The 21,060-nt window shown below is 70.0% G+C and carries 18 protein-coding genes and 2 pseudogenes; 13 read left to right on the top strand and 7 right to left on the bottom strand.

Annotated elements, in window-relative coordinates; all coding sequences use genetic code 11:
• Window positions 1-3,078 (bottom strand): FAD-binding and (Fe-S)-binding domain-containing protein, encoded by a 3,078-nt coding sequence (locus ACQUQ0_RS00345; RefSeq protein WP_435182503.1) that lies wholly within the window; start codon window positions 3,076-3,078, stop codon window positions 1-3.
• Window positions 3,079-3,315: 237 nt separating this feature from the next.
• Here ACQUQ0_RS00345 and ACQUQ0_RS00340 point away from each other — a divergent pair, with 237 nt between their 5' ends.
• Window positions 3,316-4,800 (top strand): DUF3179 domain-containing (seleno)protein, encoded by a 1,485-nt coding sequence (locus tag ACQUQ0_RS00340; protein ID WP_435182502.1) that lies wholly within the window; start codon window positions 3,316-3,318, stop codon window positions 4,798-4,800.
• A gap of 101 nt (window positions 4,801-4,901) precedes the next feature.
• Here the strand turns inward: ACQUQ0_RS00340 and ACQUQ0_RS00335 are convergent, their stop codons facing one another.
• The 3 genes from ACQUQ0_RS00335 to ACQUQ0_RS00325 form a co-directional block, all read right to left on the bottom strand.
• Window positions 4,902-5,060, bottom strand: coding sequence for a hypothetical protein (locus ACQUQ0_RS00335; protein ID WP_435182501.1), 159 nt, complete (start codon window positions 5,058-5,060; stop codon window positions 4,902-4,904).
• 165 nt (window positions 5,061-5,225) lie between these two features.
• On the bottom strand, window positions 5,226-6,116 hold the full coding sequence (locus tag ACQUQ0_RS00330) for a class 1 fructose-bisphosphatase (RefSeq protein WP_435182500.1): 891 nt from the start codon (window positions 6,114-6,116) through the stop codon (window positions 5,226-5,228).
• Window positions 6,117-6,222: 106 nt separating this feature from the next.
• On the bottom strand, window positions 6,223-7,305 hold the full coding sequence (locus ACQUQ0_RS00325) for a DUF7409 domain-containing protein (protein WP_435182499.1): 1,083 nt from the start codon (window positions 7,303-7,305) through the stop codon (window positions 6,223-6,225).
• Window positions 7,306-7,430: 125 nt separating this feature from the next.
• Here ACQUQ0_RS00325 and ACQUQ0_RS00320 point away from each other — a divergent pair, with 125 nt between their 5' ends.
• The 4 genes from ACQUQ0_RS00320 to ACQUQ0_RS00305 are packed head-to-tail and all read left to right on the top strand — an operon-like array spanning window position 7,431 to window position 11,634.
• Window positions 7,431-8,387, top strand: a complete 957-nt coding sequence (locus ACQUQ0_RS00320; RefSeq protein WP_435182498.1) for an ATP-binding cassette domain-containing protein — start codon at window positions 7,431-7,433, stop codon at window positions 8,385-8,387.
• Window positions 8,384-10,204 (top strand): PrsW family intramembrane metalloprotease, encoded by a 1,821-nt coding sequence (locus ACQUQ0_RS00315; RefSeq protein WP_435182497.1) that lies wholly within the window; start codon window positions 8,384-8,386, stop codon window positions 10,202-10,204. Before ACQUQ0_RS00320 ends, ACQUQ0_RS00315 begins: the two co-directional genes overlap by 4 nt.
• Window positions 10,197-11,261 (top strand): ABC transporter permease, encoded by a 1,065-nt coding sequence (locus tag ACQUQ0_RS00310; protein WP_435182496.1) that lies wholly within the window; start codon window positions 10,197-10,199, stop codon window positions 11,259-11,261. Before ACQUQ0_RS00315 ends, ACQUQ0_RS00310 begins: the two co-directional genes overlap by 8 nt.
• Window positions 11,262-11,310: 49 nt before the next feature.
• Window positions 11,311-11,634, top strand: coding sequence for a DUF5798 family protein (locus ACQUQ0_RS00305; RefSeq protein WP_435182495.1), 324 nt, complete (start codon window positions 11,311-11,313; stop codon window positions 11,632-11,634).
• A 26-nt stretch (window positions 11,635-11,660) separates the two neighbouring features.
• Here the strand turns inward: ACQUQ0_RS00305 and ACQUQ0_RS00300 are convergent, their stop codons facing one another.
• Window positions 11,661-12,089 carry a CoA-binding protein gene (locus ACQUQ0_RS00300; RefSeq protein ID WP_435182494.1) on the bottom strand — a complete coding sequence of 143 codons (429 nt, stop codon included), beginning with the start codon at window positions 12,087-12,089 and terminating at the stop codon, window positions 11,661-11,663.
• Window positions 12,090-12,274: 185 nt separating this feature from the next.
• Here ACQUQ0_RS00300 and ACQUQ0_RS00295 point away from each other — a divergent pair, with 185 nt between their 5' ends.
• The 4 genes and pseudogenes from ACQUQ0_RS00295 to ACQUQ0_RS00280 all read left to right on the top strand — a co-directional run bounded on the left by ACQUQ0_RS00295 (window position 12,275) and on the right by ACQUQ0_RS00280 (window position 14,974).
• On the top strand, window positions 12,275-12,643 hold the full coding sequence (locus tag ACQUQ0_RS00295) for a hypothetical protein (RefSeq protein WP_435182493.1): 369 nt from the start codon (window positions 12,275-12,277) through the stop codon (window positions 12,641-12,643).
• 6 nt (window positions 12,644-12,649) lie between these two features.
• Window positions 12,650-14,200: a molybdopterin-dependent oxidoreductase gene (locus ACQUQ0_RS00290; protein ID WP_435182492.1), complete on the top strand. Its 1,551-nt coding sequence runs from the start codon at window positions 12,650-12,652 to the stop codon at window positions 14,198-14,200.
• A gap of 78 nt (window positions 14,201-14,278) precedes the next feature.
• Window positions 14,279-14,541: pseudogene (locus ACQUQ0_RS00285) on the top strand (ArsR/SmtB family transcription factor); the annotation flags it as partial.
• Window positions 14,542-14,683: 142 nt separating this feature from the next.
• Entirely contained in the window at window positions 14,684-14,974 is a 291-nt protein-coding gene (locus ACQUQ0_RS00280) for a hypothetical protein (protein WP_435182491.1), read from the top strand.
• A gap of 21 nt (window positions 14,975-14,995) precedes the next feature.
• Here ACQUQ0_RS00280 and ACQUQ0_RS00275 read toward each other — a convergent pair whose 3' ends face one another.
• Window positions 14,996-15,652: a bifunctional 4-hydroxy-2-oxoglutarate aldolase/2-dehydro-3-deoxy-phosphogluconate aldolase gene (locus ACQUQ0_RS00275; RefSeq protein WP_435182490.1), complete on the bottom strand. Its 657-nt coding sequence runs from the start codon at window positions 15,650-15,652 to the stop codon at window positions 14,996-14,998.
• A 180-nt stretch (window positions 15,653-15,832) separates the two neighbouring features.
• Between ACQUQ0_RS00275 and dgoD the strand changes: the two are divergent.
• The 3 genes and pseudogenes from dgoD to ACQUQ0_RS00260 all read left to right on the top strand — a co-directional run bounded on the left by dgoD (window position 15,833) and on the right by ACQUQ0_RS00260 (window position 18,660).
• Window positions 15,833-16,981: pseudogene (gene dgoD / locus ACQUQ0_RS00270) on the top strand (galactonate dehydratase).
• Window position 16,982: 1 nt separating this feature from the next.
• Window positions 16,983-17,780 (top strand): SDR family NAD(P)-dependent oxidoreductase, encoded by a 798-nt coding sequence (locus ACQUQ0_RS00265; protein ID WP_435182489.1) that lies wholly within the window; start codon window positions 16,983-16,985, stop codon window positions 17,778-17,780.
• Between the two features lie 79 nt (window positions 17,781-17,859).
• A complete protein-coding gene (locus tag ACQUQ0_RS00260; protein ID WP_435182488.1) occupies window positions 17,860-18,660 on the top strand; it encodes a creatininase family protein in 801 nt (266 codons plus the stop codon).
• 15 nt (window positions 18,661-18,675) lie between these two features.
• On the opposite strand, the gene ACQUQ0_RS00255 is transcribed toward ACQUQ0_RS00260, so the two are convergent.
• The gene (locus ACQUQ0_RS00255; protein ID WP_435182487.1) at window positions 18,676-19,284 is read right to left on the bottom strand and encodes a HalX domain-containing protein; all 609 of its coding nucleotides are present in this window, start codon (window positions 19,282-19,284) and stop codon (window positions 18,676-18,678) included.
• A 191-nt stretch (window positions 19,285-19,475) separates the two neighbouring features.
• Between ACQUQ0_RS00255 and ACQUQ0_RS00250 the strand changes: the two genes are divergently transcribed.
• Window positions 19,476-21,041 (top strand): cryptochrome/photolyase family protein, encoded by a 1,566-nt coding sequence (locus tag ACQUQ0_RS00250; RefSeq protein ID WP_435182486.1) that lies wholly within the window; start codon window positions 19,476-19,478, stop codon window positions 21,039-21,041.
• The last annotated feature ends 19 nt before the right edge of the window (window positions 21,042-21,060 follow it).

The raw sequence follows: 21,060 nt of genomic DNA, 5'->3' as shown, positions 1-21,060 counted from the left end.
CTACCGCGCCAGCCCGGCCGCCAGCGCCTCGATCGGCGTCGGCGGTTCCTCCCGCTCGCGGCCGCCGCGGGGGAGCAGCGCCCGGTCTACGGTCGCGCCGAGGTCCGTGAGCTGCGTCCGGCAGGAGGCGCCGGGCGCGACGACCGACTCCGCGGGACTCGAATCGACCTGTTCCTTCAACGTCTCGCCGATGGCCGTGCTCATCGCGTGGTGCTCGGCCTCGTAGCCGAAGCTCCCGGCCATCCCGCAGCAGCCCGAGTCGAGCGGATCCACGCGGTAGCCCGCGCGCCGGAGGACGCCGACCGCGTGGTGGTCCTTCTTCGTCGCCTTCTGGTGGCAGTGGCCGTGGTAGGCGACCGACTGGTCGGGGGCGTCGAAGTCGACCTCCTCGTCGAGCCGGAAGGCGTCGAGGTACTCACAGACCCCGTAGCTGTTGGCCCGGAGCGTCTCGACGTCTGTACCGGAAAGGAGTTCGCCGTAGTCCGACTGGAGCATCACCGCGTCGGAGGGCTCGGCGACGACGACCTCCCAGCCGTCCTGGACGCGGGGCACCAGGGCGTCGACGTTCTCGCGCGCGATCTCGCGCGCGGCGTCGAGGAAGCCCTTCGAGAACGCCGGTCGGCCGCTGTCGGTGACGTCCGCGAGGTCGACGTGGACGCCCGCGGCTTCGAGGACCTCGACGGCGGCCTTGCCCACGTCGGGGTGGCTGTAGTTCGTGTAGGTGTCGGGCAGAAGGACGGCGCGACGCTCGGCCTCGTCGGGAGCGACCCGCGACCCGCCGCGCGCCTCGAACCAATCTCGCAAGGTCTCGCGCTCGAACGTCGGGAGCGTCCGCCCCGTCGCGATGCCGACGGTCTTCTCCAGGACGGCGCGCGCCCCGGGGACCTTCGTCGCCCAGTTCGAGACGGGCGCGAACGCGCTCCCCAGGCTGGCGAGCGTGTCGACGTTGGCGAACAGCTTCGAGCGGAACGACGAGCCGTGTTCCTGGTGGTGAGCGTGGGTCACTTCGGCCTTGAGCTTCGCGAGGTCGACCTCGCTCGGACAGTCGTTCGCACAGCCCTTGCAGCCGATACAGAGGTCCATCACCTCGGTGACGAACTCCTCGTCGGTGGGGTCGTCGGGGAGGTCGCCGCTCATCGCCTGCCGGAGCATGTTCGCCCGGCCGCGGGTGGCGGTGATCTCCTCGTCGGCGGCGCGGTAGGTCGGACACATCACGCCGCCCTCGGACTGCTGGGTGCGACAGCCGCCGCAGCCGTGACAGAGTTCGACCATCCCCTGCATCCCGTTCTCGTTGTCCCATTCGAGGGCGGGATCGAAGCCCGCCTCGAACTCGTAGTCGGGGTCGAACCGGAGGTTCTCGGTGAGCTTCACGTCGCCGCAGACCTGCCCCGGATTCAGGAGCCAGCCGGGGTCGAAGGCGGTCTTGAGGTCCCGGAACGCGCCCCACAGCTGGTCGCCGTACAATTTTCGGTTCCACTGGGTTCGCGCGCGGCCGTCGCCGTGCTCGCCCGAGACCGACCCGCCGAGTTCGACGACGAGGTCGGTGACGGCCTCGCCGATCGCCTCCATCGCGTCGAGGTCCGTCTGGGACTTCGTGTTCACGAGCGGGCGGACGTGCAGGACGCCCGGGCCGGCGTGCGCGTAGAACGACGCGAAGGTGTCGTGTTCTTCGAGGACCGCCTGGAACTCGGAGACGAATCGGGGGAGGTGCTCCGGCGGGACGGCACAGTCCTCCAGGAAACTGATGTGCTTCGCGTCGCTCGTCCGTCCGAGCAGGATCGGCAGGCCCGATTTGCGAAGCTTCCAGAGCTCCTTCCGGTCGGCTTTGTCGTGGGCCTCAAGCGCGTCGAAGGCGAAGCGCTCGGTCTCGGCGTCGTCCGCGTCGCCGCCCCGCCCCGGCACCCGATCCGCGAGCAGTTTCCGAACCTTCTCTCGGCCGTCTTCGTCGTCCTCGGCGTAGAACTCCACCAGCAGCGCGGCCTCCGCGCGGTCGGGGAGCTTCGCGGCGACGTCTTCGAACTCGGAGGTGTCCGAGGCCAGGTCGATCAGCACGTCGTCGATGAGTTCGACCGCGGCGGGGTCGTGGTCGAGGACGTGGACGACGTCGCTGACGGTGTCGAGGACGCTGTCGTAGGTCAGGAGCGCGACGGACTTCGTTTCTGGAGTCGGCTCCAGGGAGACGGTCGCCTCGGTGACGACCGCGAGGGTCCCCTCCGACCCCGCGAGCAGGCGCGCGAGGTTGACGGCGCCCGCCTCGCCGTACTCGCCTTCGGCCTCGGCGTGCAGGCGGTCGAGGTTGTAGCCCGAGACGTTCCGCTTCATCTCGGGGTAGCGCTTCTCGATCTCGTCGCCGTGGTCGTCGAGGAGTTCGACGACGCCGGCGGCGATGCGCGCCTCGGCGTCCCCGTCGGGGTCCGCGCGCTCGCGGAGTTCGTCGACTTCGACCTCGCCGAAGGCGGTGACGGTCCCGTCCGCGAGGACGACCTCGGCCTCCTCGACGTAGTGGTCGGTCTTCTCGTAGACGAGCGAGTGCGCGCCGGTGGAGTTGTTGCCGATGGCGCCGCCGATGGCGCTGCGGTTGCCCGCCGCGGGGTCCGGCCCGAACGTCAGGCCGTGCTCGGCCGCGCGGTCGTTGAGGTCCGCCAGCACGGTCCCGGCCTGGACTCGCGCCTCGCGGGTGTCGGGGTCGAGGTCGCGGACGGCGTCCATGTGCCGCGTGAAGTCCAGGACGACGGCCTCGTTGACCGTCTGGCCGGCGAGGCTCGTGCCGCCGCCGCGGGGCAGGACCGGTATCCCCTCGTCGGCGCAGTAGGCGACCACGCTCGCGACGTCGTCGGTCGAGGTCGGGAAGACGACGCCGATCGGCGTCACCTCGTAGGCGCTGGCGTCGGTGGCGTACAGCTGTCGCGTGTAGGTGTCGAAGCGGACCTCTCCGTCGACGCGGGCCGAGAGCGCGTCGACGAGGTCCGGCCGTTCGACCGACTCCGAGACGTACTCGTAGTCCGAGCGGTCGTCTCTCGCCGGCGTCGCTCGCGCCACGCCGCCGTCGGGAACGGCATCGCTGTCGCGATCAGGCATATTGCCTACTACTGAGTGGAAGGGCCACTTATAGTCGCCGTTGTCGGCACTGCGTCCGGAGCCACGCGCCGCCCGTCGGCACGTGCGGATCTGTCGACCGACCGGAACGTCTCATAGTGATTACTCTCGTCTCTTACCGCCGAACGCCGTTACCGGGGGTGGCGTTCGGCGGTAAACAGTAAGAGTAATCACTATCAGGTACTGTTTTGCCCTTCGAGCGAGACCGGTCGGGACACGATGTCAGAGGCACCCGACGCGACGACCGAGCGACTGCAGGCGGCGGTCGAGCAACTGTTGACGCGCGACGCCGACGTCCACGCCGAGGCGATCGAGGAACTGGCCGCCGCGGGCGACGAGCGGGTCGTCCCCCACCTCGTCGAACTGGTCGTCATCGACGGCATCGCCAACGACTGGGGCTCGTTCGGCTTCCCCGCGGTGCTCCGCGAGCGCGACCCGCCGCGCTACCTCGAACTGCCGGAGGTGCGCTGGCCCGGCGTCCGCGAGGCGCTCCGCGAACTCGCCGAGCCCGACTTCGACTCCGACCACGCCTGGGTCGAGTGGGAGTCGTGGTACTCCCAGCAGGCGATCGAGCCGCTCGACGGCTTCGAGGAGTGGAAACTGCGGCTCTACCGCTCGTACCTCCCGCCGGTGGGCGGCCTGCTGGACTGCGAGCCGCGCGAGTTCGACCTCCAGGGGATCCGCTGGGGCAACTGCGACCGCTCCTTCCTCGCCGCGCTCAACGCGCCCGATTTCGTCCCCGGCGACGGAGTCGACGCGGACGGCGGCGCCGACGCACCCGACGAGGACGCCGACGCCCCCGAGCGCTACCTCGAAGACGCCCACGTCGTCTTCGGCTTCGAGATCGAGGGGACCGCCTACGCCGTCCCGCGGTGGGTGCTCTTCCCGCACGAACTGCTCAACGCCGAACTCGACGGCGTGCCGGTGAGCCTCACCTACTGCACGCTCTGCAACGCGCCGATCCTCTACGACCGCCGGCTGCCGGGCGACGCCGACGCGTCCCACGACGTGCTGACCTTCGGGAGCAGCGGGATGCTCGCCTCGGGCAACAAGGTGATGTACGACGAGGAGACCGAGACGCTCTGGGACCAACACGCGGGGACGCCGATCGGCGGACCGATCCTCGATTCCGACCCCGATCTGTTCCTCGACCAGTTCGCCGTCACCCAGACCGAGTGGGGCGAGTGGAAGGCCGAGTACCCCGACACGCTCGCGCTGGACCTCGACACGGGCTACGGCTACGACTACCGCCACTACGACGGCAACATCGACTTCTTCGAGCACTACTGGAACCGCGAGGAGATCGTCCAGCCGGGGGTCAGGCGCGCCGACGGGCGGCTCCCCGAGAAGGCCTCCGTCTACGGCATCACCGGCGAGGGCCCCGACGAGGTGTGGGTCGTGCCGATCGAGGAACTCCGCGAGCGCGACACCGGCGTCGTCGCGGGCGAAGTCGCCGGCGGCGAGGTGGTCGCGACGCTCGACGCCACCGACGACGTCGCGGTCTACGAGGCTCCTGGACCGACGGTCGAGCGCGTCGCGGACGACTCGGGCGTCGCCCTCGTCGAAGACGACGGCACGCGCTGGGACCTGGCGCGGAACGAGCTCCGCGGTCCCGACGGCGCGACGCGCGATCGGATTCCGGGCCGTCACGGACTGTGGTTCGCGTTCCGGACGCACTACGAGACGGCGCACGTCCTGGAGTAGCTGACGGCCGGGAAGGACTCATAGTGATTACTCTCACTGTTTACCGCCGAACGCCACCCCCGGTAACGGCGTTCGGCGGTAAGAAACGAGAGTAATCACTATCACTCCCGCTCGGATTCGAGTTCCTCCACGCGGCGCTCCAGTTCCTCGACCCGCTCGGTTTCGCCGCCGTCGCGATTGAGGAACGCTACGGCACCGACGACGAGGGGAACCGTCACCAGCCCGAAGAGCAGGAGGACTAAGACCGTTTCGGGGGCCATATCACGGGCTCGATCGGCTGGCTTATTGGATCTTCCGTTAGAGTGTTGACGCGGTTGAAAAAACATCTAATTTGTTTATTTTCGAACTTTCTCCGCATATCGATTCTCGGAGTTCTGAGCGAGAAACATACGACAATAGTATAAACTATATAGCCGTTTTACCGCTCACTCCTCCAGCGCCGCTTCGAGGTCGTCGACGAGGTCCTCGCTGCCGACGTAGACCGGAGTCCGCGCGTGGAGGTCGTCCTTCTCGACGTCGAGGAGCGACTGCGCGCCGTCGGAGGACGCGCCGCCGGCGGTCTCGACGATGTAGCCCACCGGATAGCCCTCGAACTGGACCCGGAGTTTCCCCTCGGGCGCGTTCGAGAGGGTCGGGTACGCGAAGATCCCGCCGTAGGTGAGCACCTGATTGACGTCGCCGATCATCGCGCCGCCGTACCGGAGTTTCATCGACGGATCGGACTCGACCTCGCGGGCGAAGGACTCGAAGTCGTCGACCCAGTGGGGGACGCGCCCGCCGAAGCCGTACACCGACGGCTCCTCGGGGATGGTGACGTCCGCCTGGGCGACCTCGTACTCGCCGTCGGGGTGGACGACGTACTCGGTGACTTCCCCCTCGCGGGCGACCATCATCGTCGTCGTCGCGCCGAAGAGCACGTACGCCGCGGCGATCAAGTCGTCGCCGGTCGCCGGGAGCGCCCCGTCGTAGACGGCGACGATCGTCCCCATCGCGGCGTTGGGTTCGAGGTTCGAGGAGCCGTCGAGCGGGTCGACACAGACCGACAGGCCCGAGCCGACCTCGACGGGATCGGGTCGCTCCTCGCTCGCGTAGACGCCGACGCCGTCGACGTCGCCGAGTCGGTCGCAGAGCAGTTCGTCGGCGTAGACGTCGGCGGCCTTCTGGGACTCGCCGGAGGGGTTCTCCGCCTCGATCGCGGCGCGGCGGCCGGGGAGCCCCCGCCGGATGTCCGGCGCGGAGCGCGCGACGGTGTCGAGGACGGCCTCGACTGCCTCGCCGGTCGATTCGGCCTCGCTCGGGGTGGCGTCGTCTCTCATGGCTATCGGATCACGTGGATTAAGAGTCGCTTGGGCCTGCGACCACGACAACTATAAAATCTTTGTTCGGAAATTCCCGCGTACCAAAGCCTCACGGCCTGAGCCGCTACTTTTCGTCGCTCGATTCGTGATCGCGGGCCCGATCGCGCCACGCGCGCACGCGCTCGGCATCGAGTTCGAGCGCGTCGGCGACGCTCTCGGGGTCGGCCGTCGCGAGCCGGCGGACCGAGCCGATCCCGGCCTTCCGGAGCGTCGTCGCGACCTCGCTGTCGAAGCCCGCGACCGCCGTCAGCGGCGTCGGCGCGCTCCGTCGGCGCCACGCGGATTCCGGATCGGTCGCCGTATCGGAGCCGACTGAGTCCCCCGCCGCGGATTCGTCGTCGTCGGACGCAACGCCGCTCTTGGCGCGCCAGGCGGCTTCTCCGGCGGTCGCGGGCGCCTCTCCGTTTGCGGTCTCGCTTTTGCTCCCGCTCCTGCTCTCAACGCCTGATGACGATCCGCCGTTCCCTGCTTCCGGGACATCGGCGTCGGTCTGCGCCCGCCAGGCCGCCTCGCCAGCGGTCGCGTCGCCCGAGGCGTCGGTCTCGGCGGCCGCGTCGTCCTCGCCGTCGGTCGACCGCCCGGACGACTCGGCGATCCAGGCGCGCTCGGCTTCGTCGAGGCCGCGGATCTGTGAGGAGCGCCGATCGAGGTCGGTCCCGCCGCCGTCGAGCGACCACGACAGCGAGTGCTCGCGGCGGATCTTGGCGGCGACGCCGGGGTTGACGCCTGCCTCGGTCAGGTCCCGGTAGGAGACCCGCTTCTCGCAGATGTCGGCGATCGAGACGCCCGAGTCCGCCAGGATCGGCGCGGTCTTCGGCCCCACGAACCGGAGGTCCTCGAACGAGTTGGGGACGGGTTTGGCCCCGGCGGTCGGGTCGTCGGCGTCGGCTGTCTCGGCGGCGACATCGGCATCGGCGCCGTCGTTCGCTTCCTCGGATTCTGTCGCGCCGTCCGAGACGGTGTTCCACGGGAGCGGAATGTCGGCGGTCTCGCCCCCGTTTCTGTCCCCGTCCCCGTCCCTTTCCCCGTCTCCGTCGCTCTCGCTCTCGACGGCCGGCGCCTCGTCTCCCGGCCCCACGACGGTCTCGGGATCGTGCCCGTCGCCGGCCGCCTCGCCGTCCCCTTCGGTCTCCCTGTCTCCGGTCACGCTTGCCCCCGTTGGGTTGTACCTCCGCGGACGGCAACTTGAGTATTTCCGTCATCGCGTCGACCAGTCTCAGGTGTGATAGCCGCGGCGGCGACTTTATTCGGGCCGACGCCGTCGCCCCGGTAATGGCGACGATACGCGTCGAGGGGCTCAGGAAGACCTACGGCGATTTCCCGGCCGTGGTGAGCAGCGACTTCACCGTCGAGGGCGGCGAGATCTTCGGCATCGTGGGGCCGAACGGCGCCGGCAAGACCACGACGCTGAAGATGCTCGCGGGCCTCGTCGAGCCCTCCGGTGGGACCGCCGAGGTCGCCGGGTACGACGCCGGCGACCCGGAGATGCGGCGGAACCTCGGCTTCCTGCCCGAGGAGTCGCCCCTGTATGAGGATATGACGCCCCGGTCGTACCTCCAGTTCTTCGCGGACCTCTACGACGTCCCGCGCGAGGCCGCGCGCGAGCGGACCGAGTCGACGCTCGACCGGCTGGAGCTAGAGCACCGCGAGCGGCGGCTCGGCGACATGTCGAAGGGGATGAAGCGCAAGGTCGCGATCGCGCGCTCGCTCGTCAACGACCCCGACCTCCTGATCTACGACGAGCCGGCCTCGGGGCTGGACCCGCTGACGACGAACTACGTGCTCGAGTTCACCCGCGAGCTCGCCGACCGCGGCAAGACCGTCGTGTTCAGCGCGCACAACCTCTATCACGTCGAGAGCGTCTGTGACAGGATCGTGATTCTGAACCGCGGCGAGATCATCGCCCGCGGGACCGTCCCGGAGATCCGCGAGGCCTACGGGACCACCCGGTACCACGTCTTCACCACCGTCCCCGTCGCGGGCGCCGACCGCGACGAGCGCGCCGAAGGCGAGCGCTACCGCGCGGTCGTCGACGATATGGACGCCGTCGAGGAGGTCCGCGAGCGCGCGGCCGCCGCGGGCGGGGAGGTCGTCGACATCCGGACGCGCGAGCAGAGCCTCGAAGACATCTTCCTCGACCTCGCCGCGGAGACGCCGCCGGAGGCCGCCGCGGGACGCGGACGCGGACCGGTCGGCGGCGACGCGGCGCGCGGAGGAGGAACGCGGTGAGGCGCTCGCTCCGCGATCACCTCTCTGCCGTCGCGCGGATCGCCCGCTGGGAGGTCGAGCGCTCCGCGGGCGTCCTCGACCGGCGGACGGCGATCCTCACCGTCGTCGCGCTCCTGCTCGCGGGCACCGTCGTCGGCGCCGGCGTCCTCGCGGGCGGCGTTGCGCTCGACCGCGACATCTACCGCGTCGGCGTCGCCGAGGACAGCCCCTACCGCACGCCCGTCGAGCGCAGCGTGGCGCTGGAGGCGCGACCGCCCGACCCCGAGGCGCTCCGCGGGGGCGAACTGGAGGTCCTCGTCGGCGACGGGACCGTCCGGATCGCCGACACGCCGAAGGGCCGCGCCGCGCTGTCGGAGTTCCGCTCGGCGGTGCGGGCGTACAACGTCGGCCTGATGCAGTCCCAGGAGAACGGCTCTGCGGCCTTTCCCGTCGTGGTCGTCCTCCAGTACGTCTCCCGCTCGTCCGGGCTCCCGGAGGGCGCGACGGTCGACGACGGCGACGGTAGCGGAGGCGGAGGTGCCGGCGCCGGAAGCGGATCGGTCGGTGACGGGTCCGGCGGCGCCGCGGACGGCGGGGCCGACGAGGCGGACTCGGACGGCGACGCTGGATCGAGTGGCCCGCTCGGCGTGCCCGCGCTCGGCGGCATCAATCCGCTCGGGACCGACACGTCCGGGTCGCCGGCGGAGATCAGCCCGCCGTTCCCGTTTGGCTCGCTCGTGCTCGCCTTCGGCTTCCTGGTCCCGATGAACTTCGTCGTCCAGGCCTACGGAAGCACGATGCTCAACGAGCGGATCAACCGCCGCGGCGAACTGCTCCTCGTGGCGCCGGTCTCGCCCGGCGACATCGTGGCCGGGAAGACGCTGCCGTACCTGGGCGCGATGGTCGCCCTGACGGCGCTCGTCGCCCTCGGCGTCGGCGGCAGCCTCGTCTCCGTCGCCGCGGTGCTGCCGATCGCGCTCGTGTTCCTGGCGGCGACGTTCGCGGGCGCGATGTTCGCGCGGTCGTTCAAGGAGCTCACCTTCGTCACGGTCACCGTCTCGGTGTTCCTGACCGCCTACACGTTCGTCCCGGCCATCTTCGCGAACGTGACGCCGATCGCGCTCATCTCGCCGCTCACCATCGTCGTCCGCGACCTCCAGCCCTTCCAGTCTGTGACGCCCGGCGCGTTCCTCTTCGCGACGGCACCGTTCGCGCTCTGTGCCGGGATCCTGTTCCTGCTCGGGATCGGGATCTACCGCGAGGAGGACCTCTTCACGCAGCGTTCGGTCCCGCTGAAACTGCTCGACGCCCTCGACGCGCGGGTGTCGCGCCCGCGGGACGTCGCCGTCGTCTCGGGGCTGTCGATCCCGTTCGTCTTCGTCGCCGAACTGCTCGCGGTCGCGGTGCTTTTCGCGCTCCCGGTGTCGATCACGATCCCGCTCGTGCTCGTCGTCGTCGCGCTCGTCGAGGAGGTCGCAAAGAGCCTCCACATCTTCGCGGCGTTCGAGAGCGGGCGCTTCGACCGGACGCGGCGCGTCGCGCTCGTCCTCGGGGCGCTCTCGGGCCTGGGCTTCTTCGTCGGCGAGAAGTTCACCGCCGTCGCGCAGGTGGTCGGGCTGCCCGAACTCGCGCTGGGCCAGGCCGCGTTCGCGACGAGCGGGATCGGTGTCTTCTCGGCGCTCGGGCTGCTCTTCGCGCCGCTCGTGCTCCACGTCGTCACCGCGGGCCTCACCGCGCTCGGCGCGCGGCGCGACCTGCGGTGGTACGCCGTGGCCTTCGTCGGCAGCGTGCTGCTTCACACGGCCTACAACCTCACGGTGGTGAGTCGCTTTGGCTGAGCGCGACCCCCGCTTCACGATCGCGCGCCGGGAACTGGGGAGCCTGCGGAAGGAGAAGACGATCGTCCTCGCGCTCGCCCTTCAGCTGTTCATCGCGGCGTTCTCCTCGTTCCTGGTCGTCGGGCTCGTGTCGCTGTACGACCCCGGTCAGGTCGAGGGCGCCGGGGTCGACGTCGCGGTCACCGGCGACGCCGCCGAGGACCTGATCCGCGCCTCCCGGGAGGTCCGCGGCGTCGACGCGCAGTACTACCGCTCCGAGGAGACGGCGTTGCGAGCGTTCCACGAGTACGAAGCGACCGGCGTCGACGCCGTGTTGGTAGCGGAGACGCGCGACGAGCGGGTGTTCGTCAGGGCGGTCGCGCCCGACGGCAACGTCCAGACGACCATCGTCGTCGTCCAGTTGCGCGACGTCCTGCGGTCCTTCGAGCGGCTGGAGCGCACCCAGCGCGCGGCGTACCTCGACTCCCTGCCGCTTGAGCTGCCCCCGGAGGCCTCGTCGAGCCCGTACTTCGGCTTCACCTACACCGTGCTCCTGCCGCTCTTGCTCTTCCTGCCGGTGTTCATCTCCGGGTCGATCGCCGTCGACGCGCTGACAGAGGAGATCGACCGCGGCACGCTGGAACTGCTCCGGGTCGCGCCCGTCTCGCTGACCGACGTCGTCGACGGGAAGCTGCTCGCGGCGGCCGGGTTGGCGCCGGTTCAGGCCGCGCTGTGGGTCCTCCTCTTGGAGCTCAACGGGACGAGCGTCTCCGCGATCCCGGCGCTGATCGCGCTCGTGGCCGCGCTGGCGCTGCTCGTCTGTTCGGTCGGCGCGGCGACGGCCCTGCTCGCGCCCGAGCGCCGGAGCGCGCAGTTCCTCTACTCGATCGGCGTCCTGCTCGTCTTCGGCGGGACCGCGGTGTTCCCGAACGGGCCGATCAACGCCGCCGCGCGGCTCGCCATCGGGAGCGGCGGCACGGTCGAGTACGTCGCGGTCGGAGCGATCGGCCTCGTCGCGGTCGTCGCCTACGGGGGCCTCCGGCGGCTCGTCGGACGCGTCGACGCCGACGCGCTCTGATCCGCCGGAAGCCGCAACGCACTCAAACCCCCGGAGTCTGGCATTCGATATGGGACTCGGAGGCACGGCGAAGAAGCTCCAGAAGGTGACCGATATGGCAGAGGAGGTCTACACCCGCTTGAACGATCTCCGGGATCAGGTCGTCGAGATGCGCGAGACGACCCAGGAGACGAAGGCACGGGTCGACCGCCTCGAAGCCGAGAGCGCGGAGATGCGCGCGCTGCTCGAAGCGCTCGCCGAGGAGGAAGGCATCGACGTCGAGAGCGTGACCGCCGAGGCGCACATCTCCGAGGCCGAGCGGTCGGCCTCCGTCGACGGCCGAGCCGGCGGCGACGAGCACTCGGACGGAACCTCCGTCGACGCCGACAAGTAGAGTCGCCCTCGACCGCGCCCCTAGGCTCAGTCCGCGAGCCGGGCGTGTTCGACTTTCATACACTTGTCCTGGACGAAGTCCAGCCCGGCCTCGGCGGCCCGCTCGCCCGCCGCGTCGTTCGTGATCCCGAGCTGGAGCCAGACCGCCGAGACGTCGCCGACGCTCTCGTGGCGCTCGATGGCGGCGTCGACGATGTCACCGGTCTCCTCGCTCGGGCGGAACACGTCCACGGTGTCGATCTCGATCGACTCGGGCACGTCCGCCAGAGAGTCGTAGGCGGTCTCGCCGAGGATCTCGTCGGCGAAGGGGTTGACCGGGACGACCTCGTAGCCGTGCCGTTGCAGGTACGCCGGGATGTCGTGGGCGGCCTTGCCAGCGGTGGTCGAGCAGCCGACCACCGCGACCGTCTCGCCGTCCAGGACCGATCGGAGTCCGTCGTCGTCGGTGACGAGCATACGTAAACGGACGTGCGGGGAACGTAAAATACTGCCGTGGATGGGCGGCGCTCGCTCGGCGATCCCGACGAAATTGGAACGGAGTTTGCACGCAGTCGGGGGAGATTCGAGCGGAATCCGGTCCGGAGTCCGATCCGACCTTGAAAAACGTACTTTCACTTGTCGCGTCTCCGTCCGCCCGGATGATGGACCCCGACCTCTCACGACGGTGGATGCTGAGCGCCGCGGGCGCGGCCGCGCTCGCCGGCTGCTCGGGCGGCTCCGGCGGACAGACTCCCGACGACGAGACGACAGAATCGTCGATGAGCGGCGAGACGGCCGAAGACTCGATGGGGACGGAGACCGATACCGAGACGATGAACGATTCGATGGGGACCGACTCGACGGACGATTCGATGGGGACCGACTCGACGGACGATTCGATGTCGACCGACTCGACGGACGATTCGATGTCGACCGACTCGACGGACGATTCGATGTCGACGCAGTCGACGAACGAGTCGATGGAGACCGAGACGTCGAACGACTCCGCGAGCACCGAGATGTCGGGGTGATCGACGATGGACCGCAGACTCAGGCTCGCCGGCGCGGCCGGGATCGGGGGCGTCGTCGGCTCCTACGCGGTCGCCGGCTACTCTCGGCAGTTCGTCGTCGCGCCGATCGACGCCTTCGTCGTCCGGTCGACCCCGGGCTCGCTCGTCGCGTTTATGATCACCAGCGTCGGCGAGGAGGCGCATCTCCTCCACATCGGGCTCTCTGTGGCCCTCGCGGTCGGCGCGCTCGGCGCGGCCGGGCTGGCCGGATACGTCGGCGCGCAGCAGATCGGCCGAGCGCCGCGGCTCGCGGCGCCGGTACTCGGCGGTGCCCTCGCCTGGGGCGTTGCGGCCGCGCTCACGGCCCGGCCGGTCTTGTCCCTCGGCGCGGCCGTCCCCGTGGCACTGCTCGTCGCCGTCGAGGCGTCGTCGCTGCCGACCGGGGAGGCGGCGAAACCCTCCGCGGGCCGGCGGATGCTGCTCTCGGAGGTCGGCTCGCTGGCGCTCGTCGCGCTCGCGGGGGCGCTCGGACTGCTCCGGACGCGGAGCGCGGAATCGACCCCCGCGGGACCGGAGTCCGACGCCGACGCCCCCGCGACCGCGACGCCCGAGGAGATGCAGCAGGCCGACGCCGAGACGGCGACCGCCGAAGAGGAACTGACCGAGGTTGAGCGGCTCCTCGCCGACGCCGAGTTGCAGTCGCTCGACTGGGCGGCCGACGGGCTCCCAGGGCTCGTGAGCGAGATCGGGGGGTTCTACAACGTCGACATCGCGCAGTTCGACCCCGAGGTCCCCTCCGAGGAGTGGTCGCTGACGTTCACCGGCGCGGTCGGCGAGGAGCGCACTGTCACGTTCGCGGAGCTGACAGAGCGTCCGGTCGAACACCGCTACGTCACGCTCCGGTGCGTCGGCGAGAAGCTCAACGGCAAGAAGCTCGACACGGCGGTCTGGACCGGAACGCCGCTGAAGCCCATCCTGGAGGAGGTCGATCCGGGCGGCGCCTGCGGCTGTGCGATGCTCCGCGCCGAGGACGGCTACTTCGTCCAGTTCCCGGTCGACGCGCTGGAGGACGCCTTCCTCGCGTGGGAGATGAACGGCCGGCCGCTCCCCAAGTCCCACGGCCACCCCGTGCGGGTGCTCGTGCCCGGCCACTGGGGCGAGACCAACGTGAAGTGGGTCTCGGAGATCGAACTCCTCGAAGAGGAAGCAAAAGGCTACTGGGAGCGGCGCGGCTGGCACGGCACCGGCCCCGTCAACACCGTGGCGAAACTGTGGAGCACGACGCGGCTGGACGGTGGAGAAATCGAGGTCGCCGGTCACGCCTACGCCGGGACGCGCGGGATCGAGCGCGTCGAGGTCTCGACCGACGGCGGCGAGACCTGGACCGACGCCGAGCTCTCCGAGCCGCTACCCGGCGACGACGTCTGGCGGCAGTGGCGCCACGTCTACGCGCCGGAGTCGTCCCACGAGGTCGTCGTCCGGGCGATCGACGGGACCGGCGCGGTCCAACCGAAAGAGGAGTCCGACGCCTACCCCAGCGGCTCGACCGGGTGGGTGTCGAAGCAGGTCGACGTGTGAGCGGGCGTCCGGTCGCGGAGGCGGACCGACTCACCGGGACACCTTTACACGAACGGTCTGAATGTCACGCGAATCGCGATGGAGAAGGCACTCTGGTACCTGCTGGCGGGCACGCGCGGCGGCGCCAACCGGGCGCGGATCATCCGGCTGCCGACGACCGCCCGCGGAACGCCAATCAGCTCGCCGACCTCCTCGACGTGGACTACAACACCGTGCGGCACCACCTCGATATGCTCGTCGACCACGACGTCGTCGAGCCCGGCGGCGAGGACTACGGCGAGCTGTACTTCCTCACGGACCGCTTCGAGGCCAACAGGGACGCCTTCGGACGCATCGTCGAGAAGGCGGCGCTCGATACCGACGCCGACACCGACACCGACACTGACGCGGATACGGACGCGAACACGGAGGACGAGACAGAACGAACCCCACGACTGACCCGCGCGCACCGATCGCAGACGTTCGCTCTCGCGGAGGCGACCGATGACGCCGTTCCTGAGCGCCGCGGCCGCGCTCTCGGCGCTGAACGTCCTGTTCCTCGTCGCCCTGGGCGTCGTCTGGGCCCGGAACTACTGGGCGTTCCGGACGCCGCTCACCCTCGGCTTGCTCGGCTTCGCCGTGGTCCTCGCGGTCGAGAACCTCGTCGCGCTGTCGTTCCTCTTCAGTATGGGGATGCTCTACACCGGCTCGGCGGCCGCCCAGCAGGCGGTCTTGGCGATGCGCGCCCTCCAATTCGTCGCGATCCTCTTCCTGACAGCCGTCTCGATGCGGTAGCCGGCGGGATCGGAACGCGACCTACGCCGACCGCGCGCGCTCGATCGCCTCGCGGAAGGACGCGGCGCGCTCGCGGATCGCCGCATAGTCCTCGGCGGCGACCGCCTCGCCGTCGACGAGGGAACTCCCGACGCCGACGCCCGCGGCGCCCGCCTCGATGAAGTCCGCGACGTTGTCGAGGTCGACCCCGCCGGTCGGGACCAGCGGGAGCTGGTCTAGCGGGCCGCGGATGCTCCGGACGTGCCCGGGTCCGAGAGTCGAGGCCGGGAAGATCTTCAGGAGGTCGGCGCCGGCCTCGTAGGCGGTGAGCGCCTCGGTCGGCGTCATCACGCCCGGCGCGACGACCGCGCCGTAGCGGTTGCACGCCTCGACGACCTCGCGGTCGAAACTCGGCGTGACGACGAACTCCGCGCCCGCGCGGAGCGCGGCCACGGCTGTCTCGCTGTCGAGGACGGTCCCGGCGCCGACGAGCACCTCCGAGCGGTCGAAGACGTCGCTGAGGCGGGAGATCGTATCGAGCGCGCCGTCGGTGTCGGCGGTGACTTCCACGACGTCGACGCCGCCGGCCGAAAGCGCCTCGACCACGTCGATCGTCTTCGCCTCGGGAACGCCGCGGAGGATCCCGACGATCCCCGTCTCCCGGACCCGACCCAAATCCGCGTGTCGCTTACTGCTCATACTTGTCTCTGACCGCTCGCGGCCATAAATCGTCCGACGGGCGATCGCTCCGTCTCGGAGCCACAGTACAGATATTTTTGTACGCGCGTCCGAGTTACGAACTATGACACCGTCACTCCGTCCGTCCGGGCCGGCCGCGTCCCGGACCGCAGAGACCGCTCTCCCGGGGGCGATCGCGTGATGCGGCTCGTCGACTACGACCTCTACCGCGTGCCGCCGCGCTGGCTCTTTCTCCGACTGGAGACCAGCGACGGCCGCGTCGGCTGGGGCGAGCCGGTCGTCGAGGGCCGCGCGCGGACCGTCGAGACCGCCGTCGAGGAACTGCTCGATACGTACCTCGTCGGCGAGGATCCGACGCCGATCGAAGACCACTGGCAGACGATGTACCGCGGCGGCTTCTACCGCGGCGGCCCGGTGTTGATGTCCGCCATCGCCGGGATCGACCAGGCGCTGTGGGACCTCAAGGGCAAGCAGTTCGGCGCGCCGGTCTACGAACTGCTCGGCGGCCGCGCCCGCGACCGCGTGCGGGTCTACTAGTGGGTCGGCGGCGACCGCCCCGCCGGCGTCGCGGAGGCCGCCCGCGAGAGGGTCGACCAGGGGTTCACCGCGCTCAAGATGAACGCGACGCCGGAGCTCCGGCGGGTCGACGCGCCCGAGGCCGTCGACGCCGCCCGCGAGCGCCTGGCGGCCGTCCGCGAGGCCGTCGGCAGCGAGGTTGATGTCGGCGTCGACTTCCACGGCCGCGTGTCGAAGCCGATGGCCAAGCGCCTCACGGCGGCGCTGGAACCCCACGAACCGATGTTCGTCGAAGAGCCCGTGCTCCCCGAGCACAACGACTGGCTCCCGGAGCTGGCCGCGAGCACGACGGTCCCGATCGCGACCGGCGAGCGGATGTACTCCCGCTGGGACTTCAAGGAGGTCTTCGAGAGCGGCGCCGTCGACGTGATCCAGCCGGATCTCTCCCACGCCGGCGGGATCACCGAGGTGAAGAAGATCGCCGCGATGGCGGAGGCCTACGACGTCGCCGTGGCCCCGCACTGTCCCCTCGGGCCGATCGCGCTCGCCTCCTGCGTCCAGGTCGACGCCTGCTCGCCGAACGCGCTCATCCAGGAGCAGAGCCTCGACATCCACTACAACGAGGAGCGCGACGTGCTCGATTACCTCGAAGACCCCTCGGTCTTCGAGTACGACGAGGGCTACGTCGAGCTCCCGACCGAGCCCGGACTGGGCATCGAGATCGACGAGGCGCACGTCCGCGACGTCGCCGGCGACACCGACTGGCACAACCCCGTCTGGCGCCACGACGACGGGAGCGTCGCGGAGTGGTGAGATGCCGGGGGACAGATTCGACGGCCGCGTCGCGGTCGTCACCGGCTCCACACGCGGAATCGGCGCGGGGATCGCGCGACGGCTCGCCGACGAGGGCGCTCGCGTGGTCGTCACCGGGCGGACGCGCGAAGCCGGCGAGGCCACCGTCGCCGAGATCGAGGACGCGGGCGGCGCGGCGACCTTCGTCCGCGCGGATATGCGCGACCCCGACGACATCGAGGCGCTGTTCGAGGCGACCGTCGCGGAGTACGGCCGCCTCGACGTCCTCGTGAACAACGCGGGGGTCGAGACCGAGACCGGAATCGAAGACGCGACGCTGAATGATTGGGAACTCGTCGTCGAGACCGACTTCCGGGCGTTCTGGCTGTGTGCGAGGGCCGCGGCCGAGCGGATCGACTCGGGCGCGATCGTCAACGTCTCCTCGAACCACGCGTTCCTGACGATGCCCGAGATGTTTCCGTACAACGCCGTGAAGGCCGGCATCAACGGAATGACGCGGGCGATGGCGCTCGATCTGGGGCCCCACATCCGCGTCAACACGGTGAATCCGGGCTGGATCGCCATCGAGCGGACGCTCTCGGCGATGAACGACGAGCGGCGCCGCGAGATCGAGTCGATCCACCCGGTCGGGCGGCTGGGCACGCCCGAGGACGTCGCGAGCGCGGTCGCGTTCCTCGCCAGCGGCGAGGCGGGCTTCGTGACCGGCGCGAACCTCCTCGTCGACGGCGGCCGGACGGCCGTGATGCAGGACGACACGCTGCCGGACTATCGGGCGCGGCGCGCGGCGCCCGACGAGTAGCGCGCACCATCGCCGACCCCGCTCCCGCGCTGCGGTCCGCGGTGGGTACCTTCTTGACGCTCCATCGCCTCCGGCCGGTATGTACGTCGCAGACCGGACCTGGCCGGAACTCGGCGAGTACGTCGCGGAGGAATCGGTCGCCCTAATCCCGCTCGGCTCGACCGAGCAGCACGGCCCACACCTCCCGCTCGCGACCGACCACCTTATCGCGGAGGGCCTCGCGCGCGAGGCCGCCGACCGGACGGGATACCTCTGCACGCCGACGGTGAACGTCGGCGTCAGCCCGCACCACCGGCAGTTCCACGGCACGATGTGGGTCGACCCGCCGCAGTTCCGCGACTACGTCGAGTCGCTGACGCGGAACCTCGCGTACCACGGGATCGACCGCGTCGTCTACGTCAACGCCCACGGCGGCAACGTCGACCACCTGCGGGAGGTCGGCCGCCGCCTCCGCGACGACGGGACGATGTACGCGATCGAGTGGATGTGGGACGAGTCGATCCCCGACCTGGTCGAGGAGGTCTTCGAGCACAACGGTCCCCACGGCGGCCCGAAGGAGACGGCGATGATCCAGCATCTGGCCCCCGATCTGGTGCGCGAGGACCGGCTCGAAGCCGCGCGGGACGGCGGCCTCGTCGACGTCGAGGACGCGGAGTTCCTCCAGAAACACGGCGCGCGGACGTTCTACGACGCGATCGAGAACTCCGAGAACGGCGTCTTCGGCGATCAGACGGACGCGACCGCGGAGATCGGCGAGCGGCTCTTCGAGGCCGCGACGGAGCAGTTGGTCCGACTGCTGGAGTGGCTCGACGAACAGCGCCTCGACGACCTGCTGGCGCCGGCGCACGTGGATCCGCAGCCGGGCAGTCGGCGGGAGTAGAAGCGAAGCCAGCGATCAGAAGGGGTCCGAATCCGATTCGTCGACGTCGAAGTCGCCCTCGCCGTCGGGGAACGACGCGAACGCGTCGCGGAAGTCGTCGTCGCTCAGGTCCGCCAGCGTGTCGTCGAGCTCCTCGCGGATCTCCTCCATCCGCTGTGTCAGCTCCTGGTACTCGGGTTCGTTCTCGACGGCGACGTCGGGCGCGGATTCGAGCGCGGCCTTCTTTGAGGCGAGCCGGAAGAACTCCTGGGAGCGCTCGTCGTAGTTCGCCCGGCGGAGGAGGACCTCGACGAGGCTGTGGAGGTCGTCCTGGGTGACGGGCTTGACGAGGTAGTCGTCGAAGGGCATCTCGACGATGTCGGTGTCGGGCTCGACCGCGGTGATCATCGCGACCTGCGCGTCGATGCCGCGGGCCCGGATCTCTTCGAGCACTTCGTCGCCCGTGAGGTCCGGCATCCGGCGGTCCAGGAGGACGATGTCGACGTCGTCGTCGACGAGCTCGAGCGCGGTCGTGCCGTCGGTCGCCGTCTCCACATCGTACGTATCCGAGAGATAGATGGCATAGAGTTCGGCCAAGTCAGGCTCGTCTTCGACGACGAGGATTCGGGGAGTAGCGCCGTCCATATCGGTCTATGTACCCCCTCGGAGCCCGCCGTCTAAATTCTTGCCCTACGTCCGTTCTCGCGAACAACTCTCCGAGGCGCCCGAAATCGGTCGTTTCGGACGAAATTACGTCGTCGCGGGCGGGCGAGGCGCGCGGTCGCTGCCGAGCGACGGCCGTGGCGGTTTTGTCCCCGCCGGCACAGGTACGGACGATGACAGTCTGGCTCCTGGGCGATCAGCTCTCCCCCGAGAGCGCGCCGCTCGCCGCGGCCGATCGCGTGCTCCTGATCGAGGCCCACGCCTTCGCCGACCGACGGCCGTACCACCCGCAGAAGCTCACGCTGGTCTTCAGCGCGATGCGGCACCTCCGGGATGAGCTCCGCGAGCGCGGCTACGAGGTCACCTACCTCCGCGCGGAGACATTCGGAGAGGCGCTGGATCGCTACTTCGCGGCGAACCCCGGCGACGACCTCGTCGGGCTGGAGTCGCCGAGTCACGGCGCCGACGAGCGCCGACGGGAACTGGTCGAGTCGCGCGGCGGCTCGCTGACGCTCGTCGAGAACGACCTCTTTCTGACGAGCCGCGACTTCTTCGACGAGTGGGCCGGCGACGGAGGCGACGGGGACGGTGACGGCGGAGATGGGGACGGCGGCGACGGAGCCAGCGGAGGCGCCAACGCGGACCGGACGTTCCGCCAGGAGCAGTGGTACCGCCACGTCCGCCGCGAGACGGGCATCCTGATGGACGGCGACGAGCCGGTCGGCGGGGCGTGGAACTACGACGACGAAAACAGGGAGACGCCGCCCCCGGAGTGGTCCCCGCCCGACGTCCCGCGGTTCGAGCCCGACGAGACGACCCGCGAGGTGCAGGCCTTCGTCGAGGAGCGGTACGGCGACCACTGGGGCTCGGCGGAGCCGTTCGTCTGGCCGGTCACGCGCGAGGCGGCCCGACAGGCGCTCTCGCACTTCGTCTCCGTCAGGCTCCCGGAGTTCGGCGCGTACCAGGACGCGATGCTCGGCGACGAGTGGGCGCTGTGTCACTCCCTGTTGTCGGCGGCGCTGAACCTCGGGCTGCTCCACCCGCGGGAGGTCGTCGAGCCGGCGGTCGAGGCCTACGAGTCGGGCGAGGCCCCGCTCAACAGCGTCGAGGGCTTCGTCCGCCAGGTGATCGGCTGGCGGGAGTTTATGCGACACGTCTACCGCCGGGCGATGCCGGGGCTCGCGACGGCGAACCAACTCGATCAGACCGCGTCGCTGCCGCCGCTGTACTGGGACGGCGAGACGGATATGAAGTGCCTCTCGGAGGCGGTCGGCCACGTCCGCGACCGCGGCTACGCCCACCACATCGAGCGCCTGATGGTGCTCGCGAACTTCGCGCTCGTCTACGGCGTCGACCCCGCGGAGCTGAACGAGTGGTTCCACCTCGGCTTCGTCGACGCCTACCACTGGGTGACGACGCCGAACGTCGTCGGGATGGGGACGTTCGGATCGGACGTCCTCTCCTCGAAGCCCTACGCCGGTTCGGCCAACTACATCGACGGGATGAGCGACTACTGCGGCGACTGCCGGTACGCGAAGACGAAGACCACCGGCGAGAACGCCTGTCCGTTCAACGCGCTCTACTGGGACTTCCTCGACCGCAACGAGGAGGCGCTCCGCGGCACCGGGCGGATGGGGCTGATGTACTCCCACGTGGACCGCAAGAGCGACGACGAGTGGGACGCGATCCGCGAGCGCGCCGCCGAGGTCCGCGAGCGCGCGGCGGACGGCGACCTGTGAGGCTTGTACGGCGTGTGAG

The organism is Halobellus sp. EA9 (assembly GCF_051195055.1).
Taxonomy (GTDB): Archaea; Halobacteriota; Halobacteria; order Halobacteriales; family Haloferacaceae; genus Haloquadratum; species Haloquadratum rubicundus.
The sequence above is the reverse complement of the archived record's forward strand: the minus strand, read 5'-3'. Positions and strand labels throughout refer to the sequence as shown.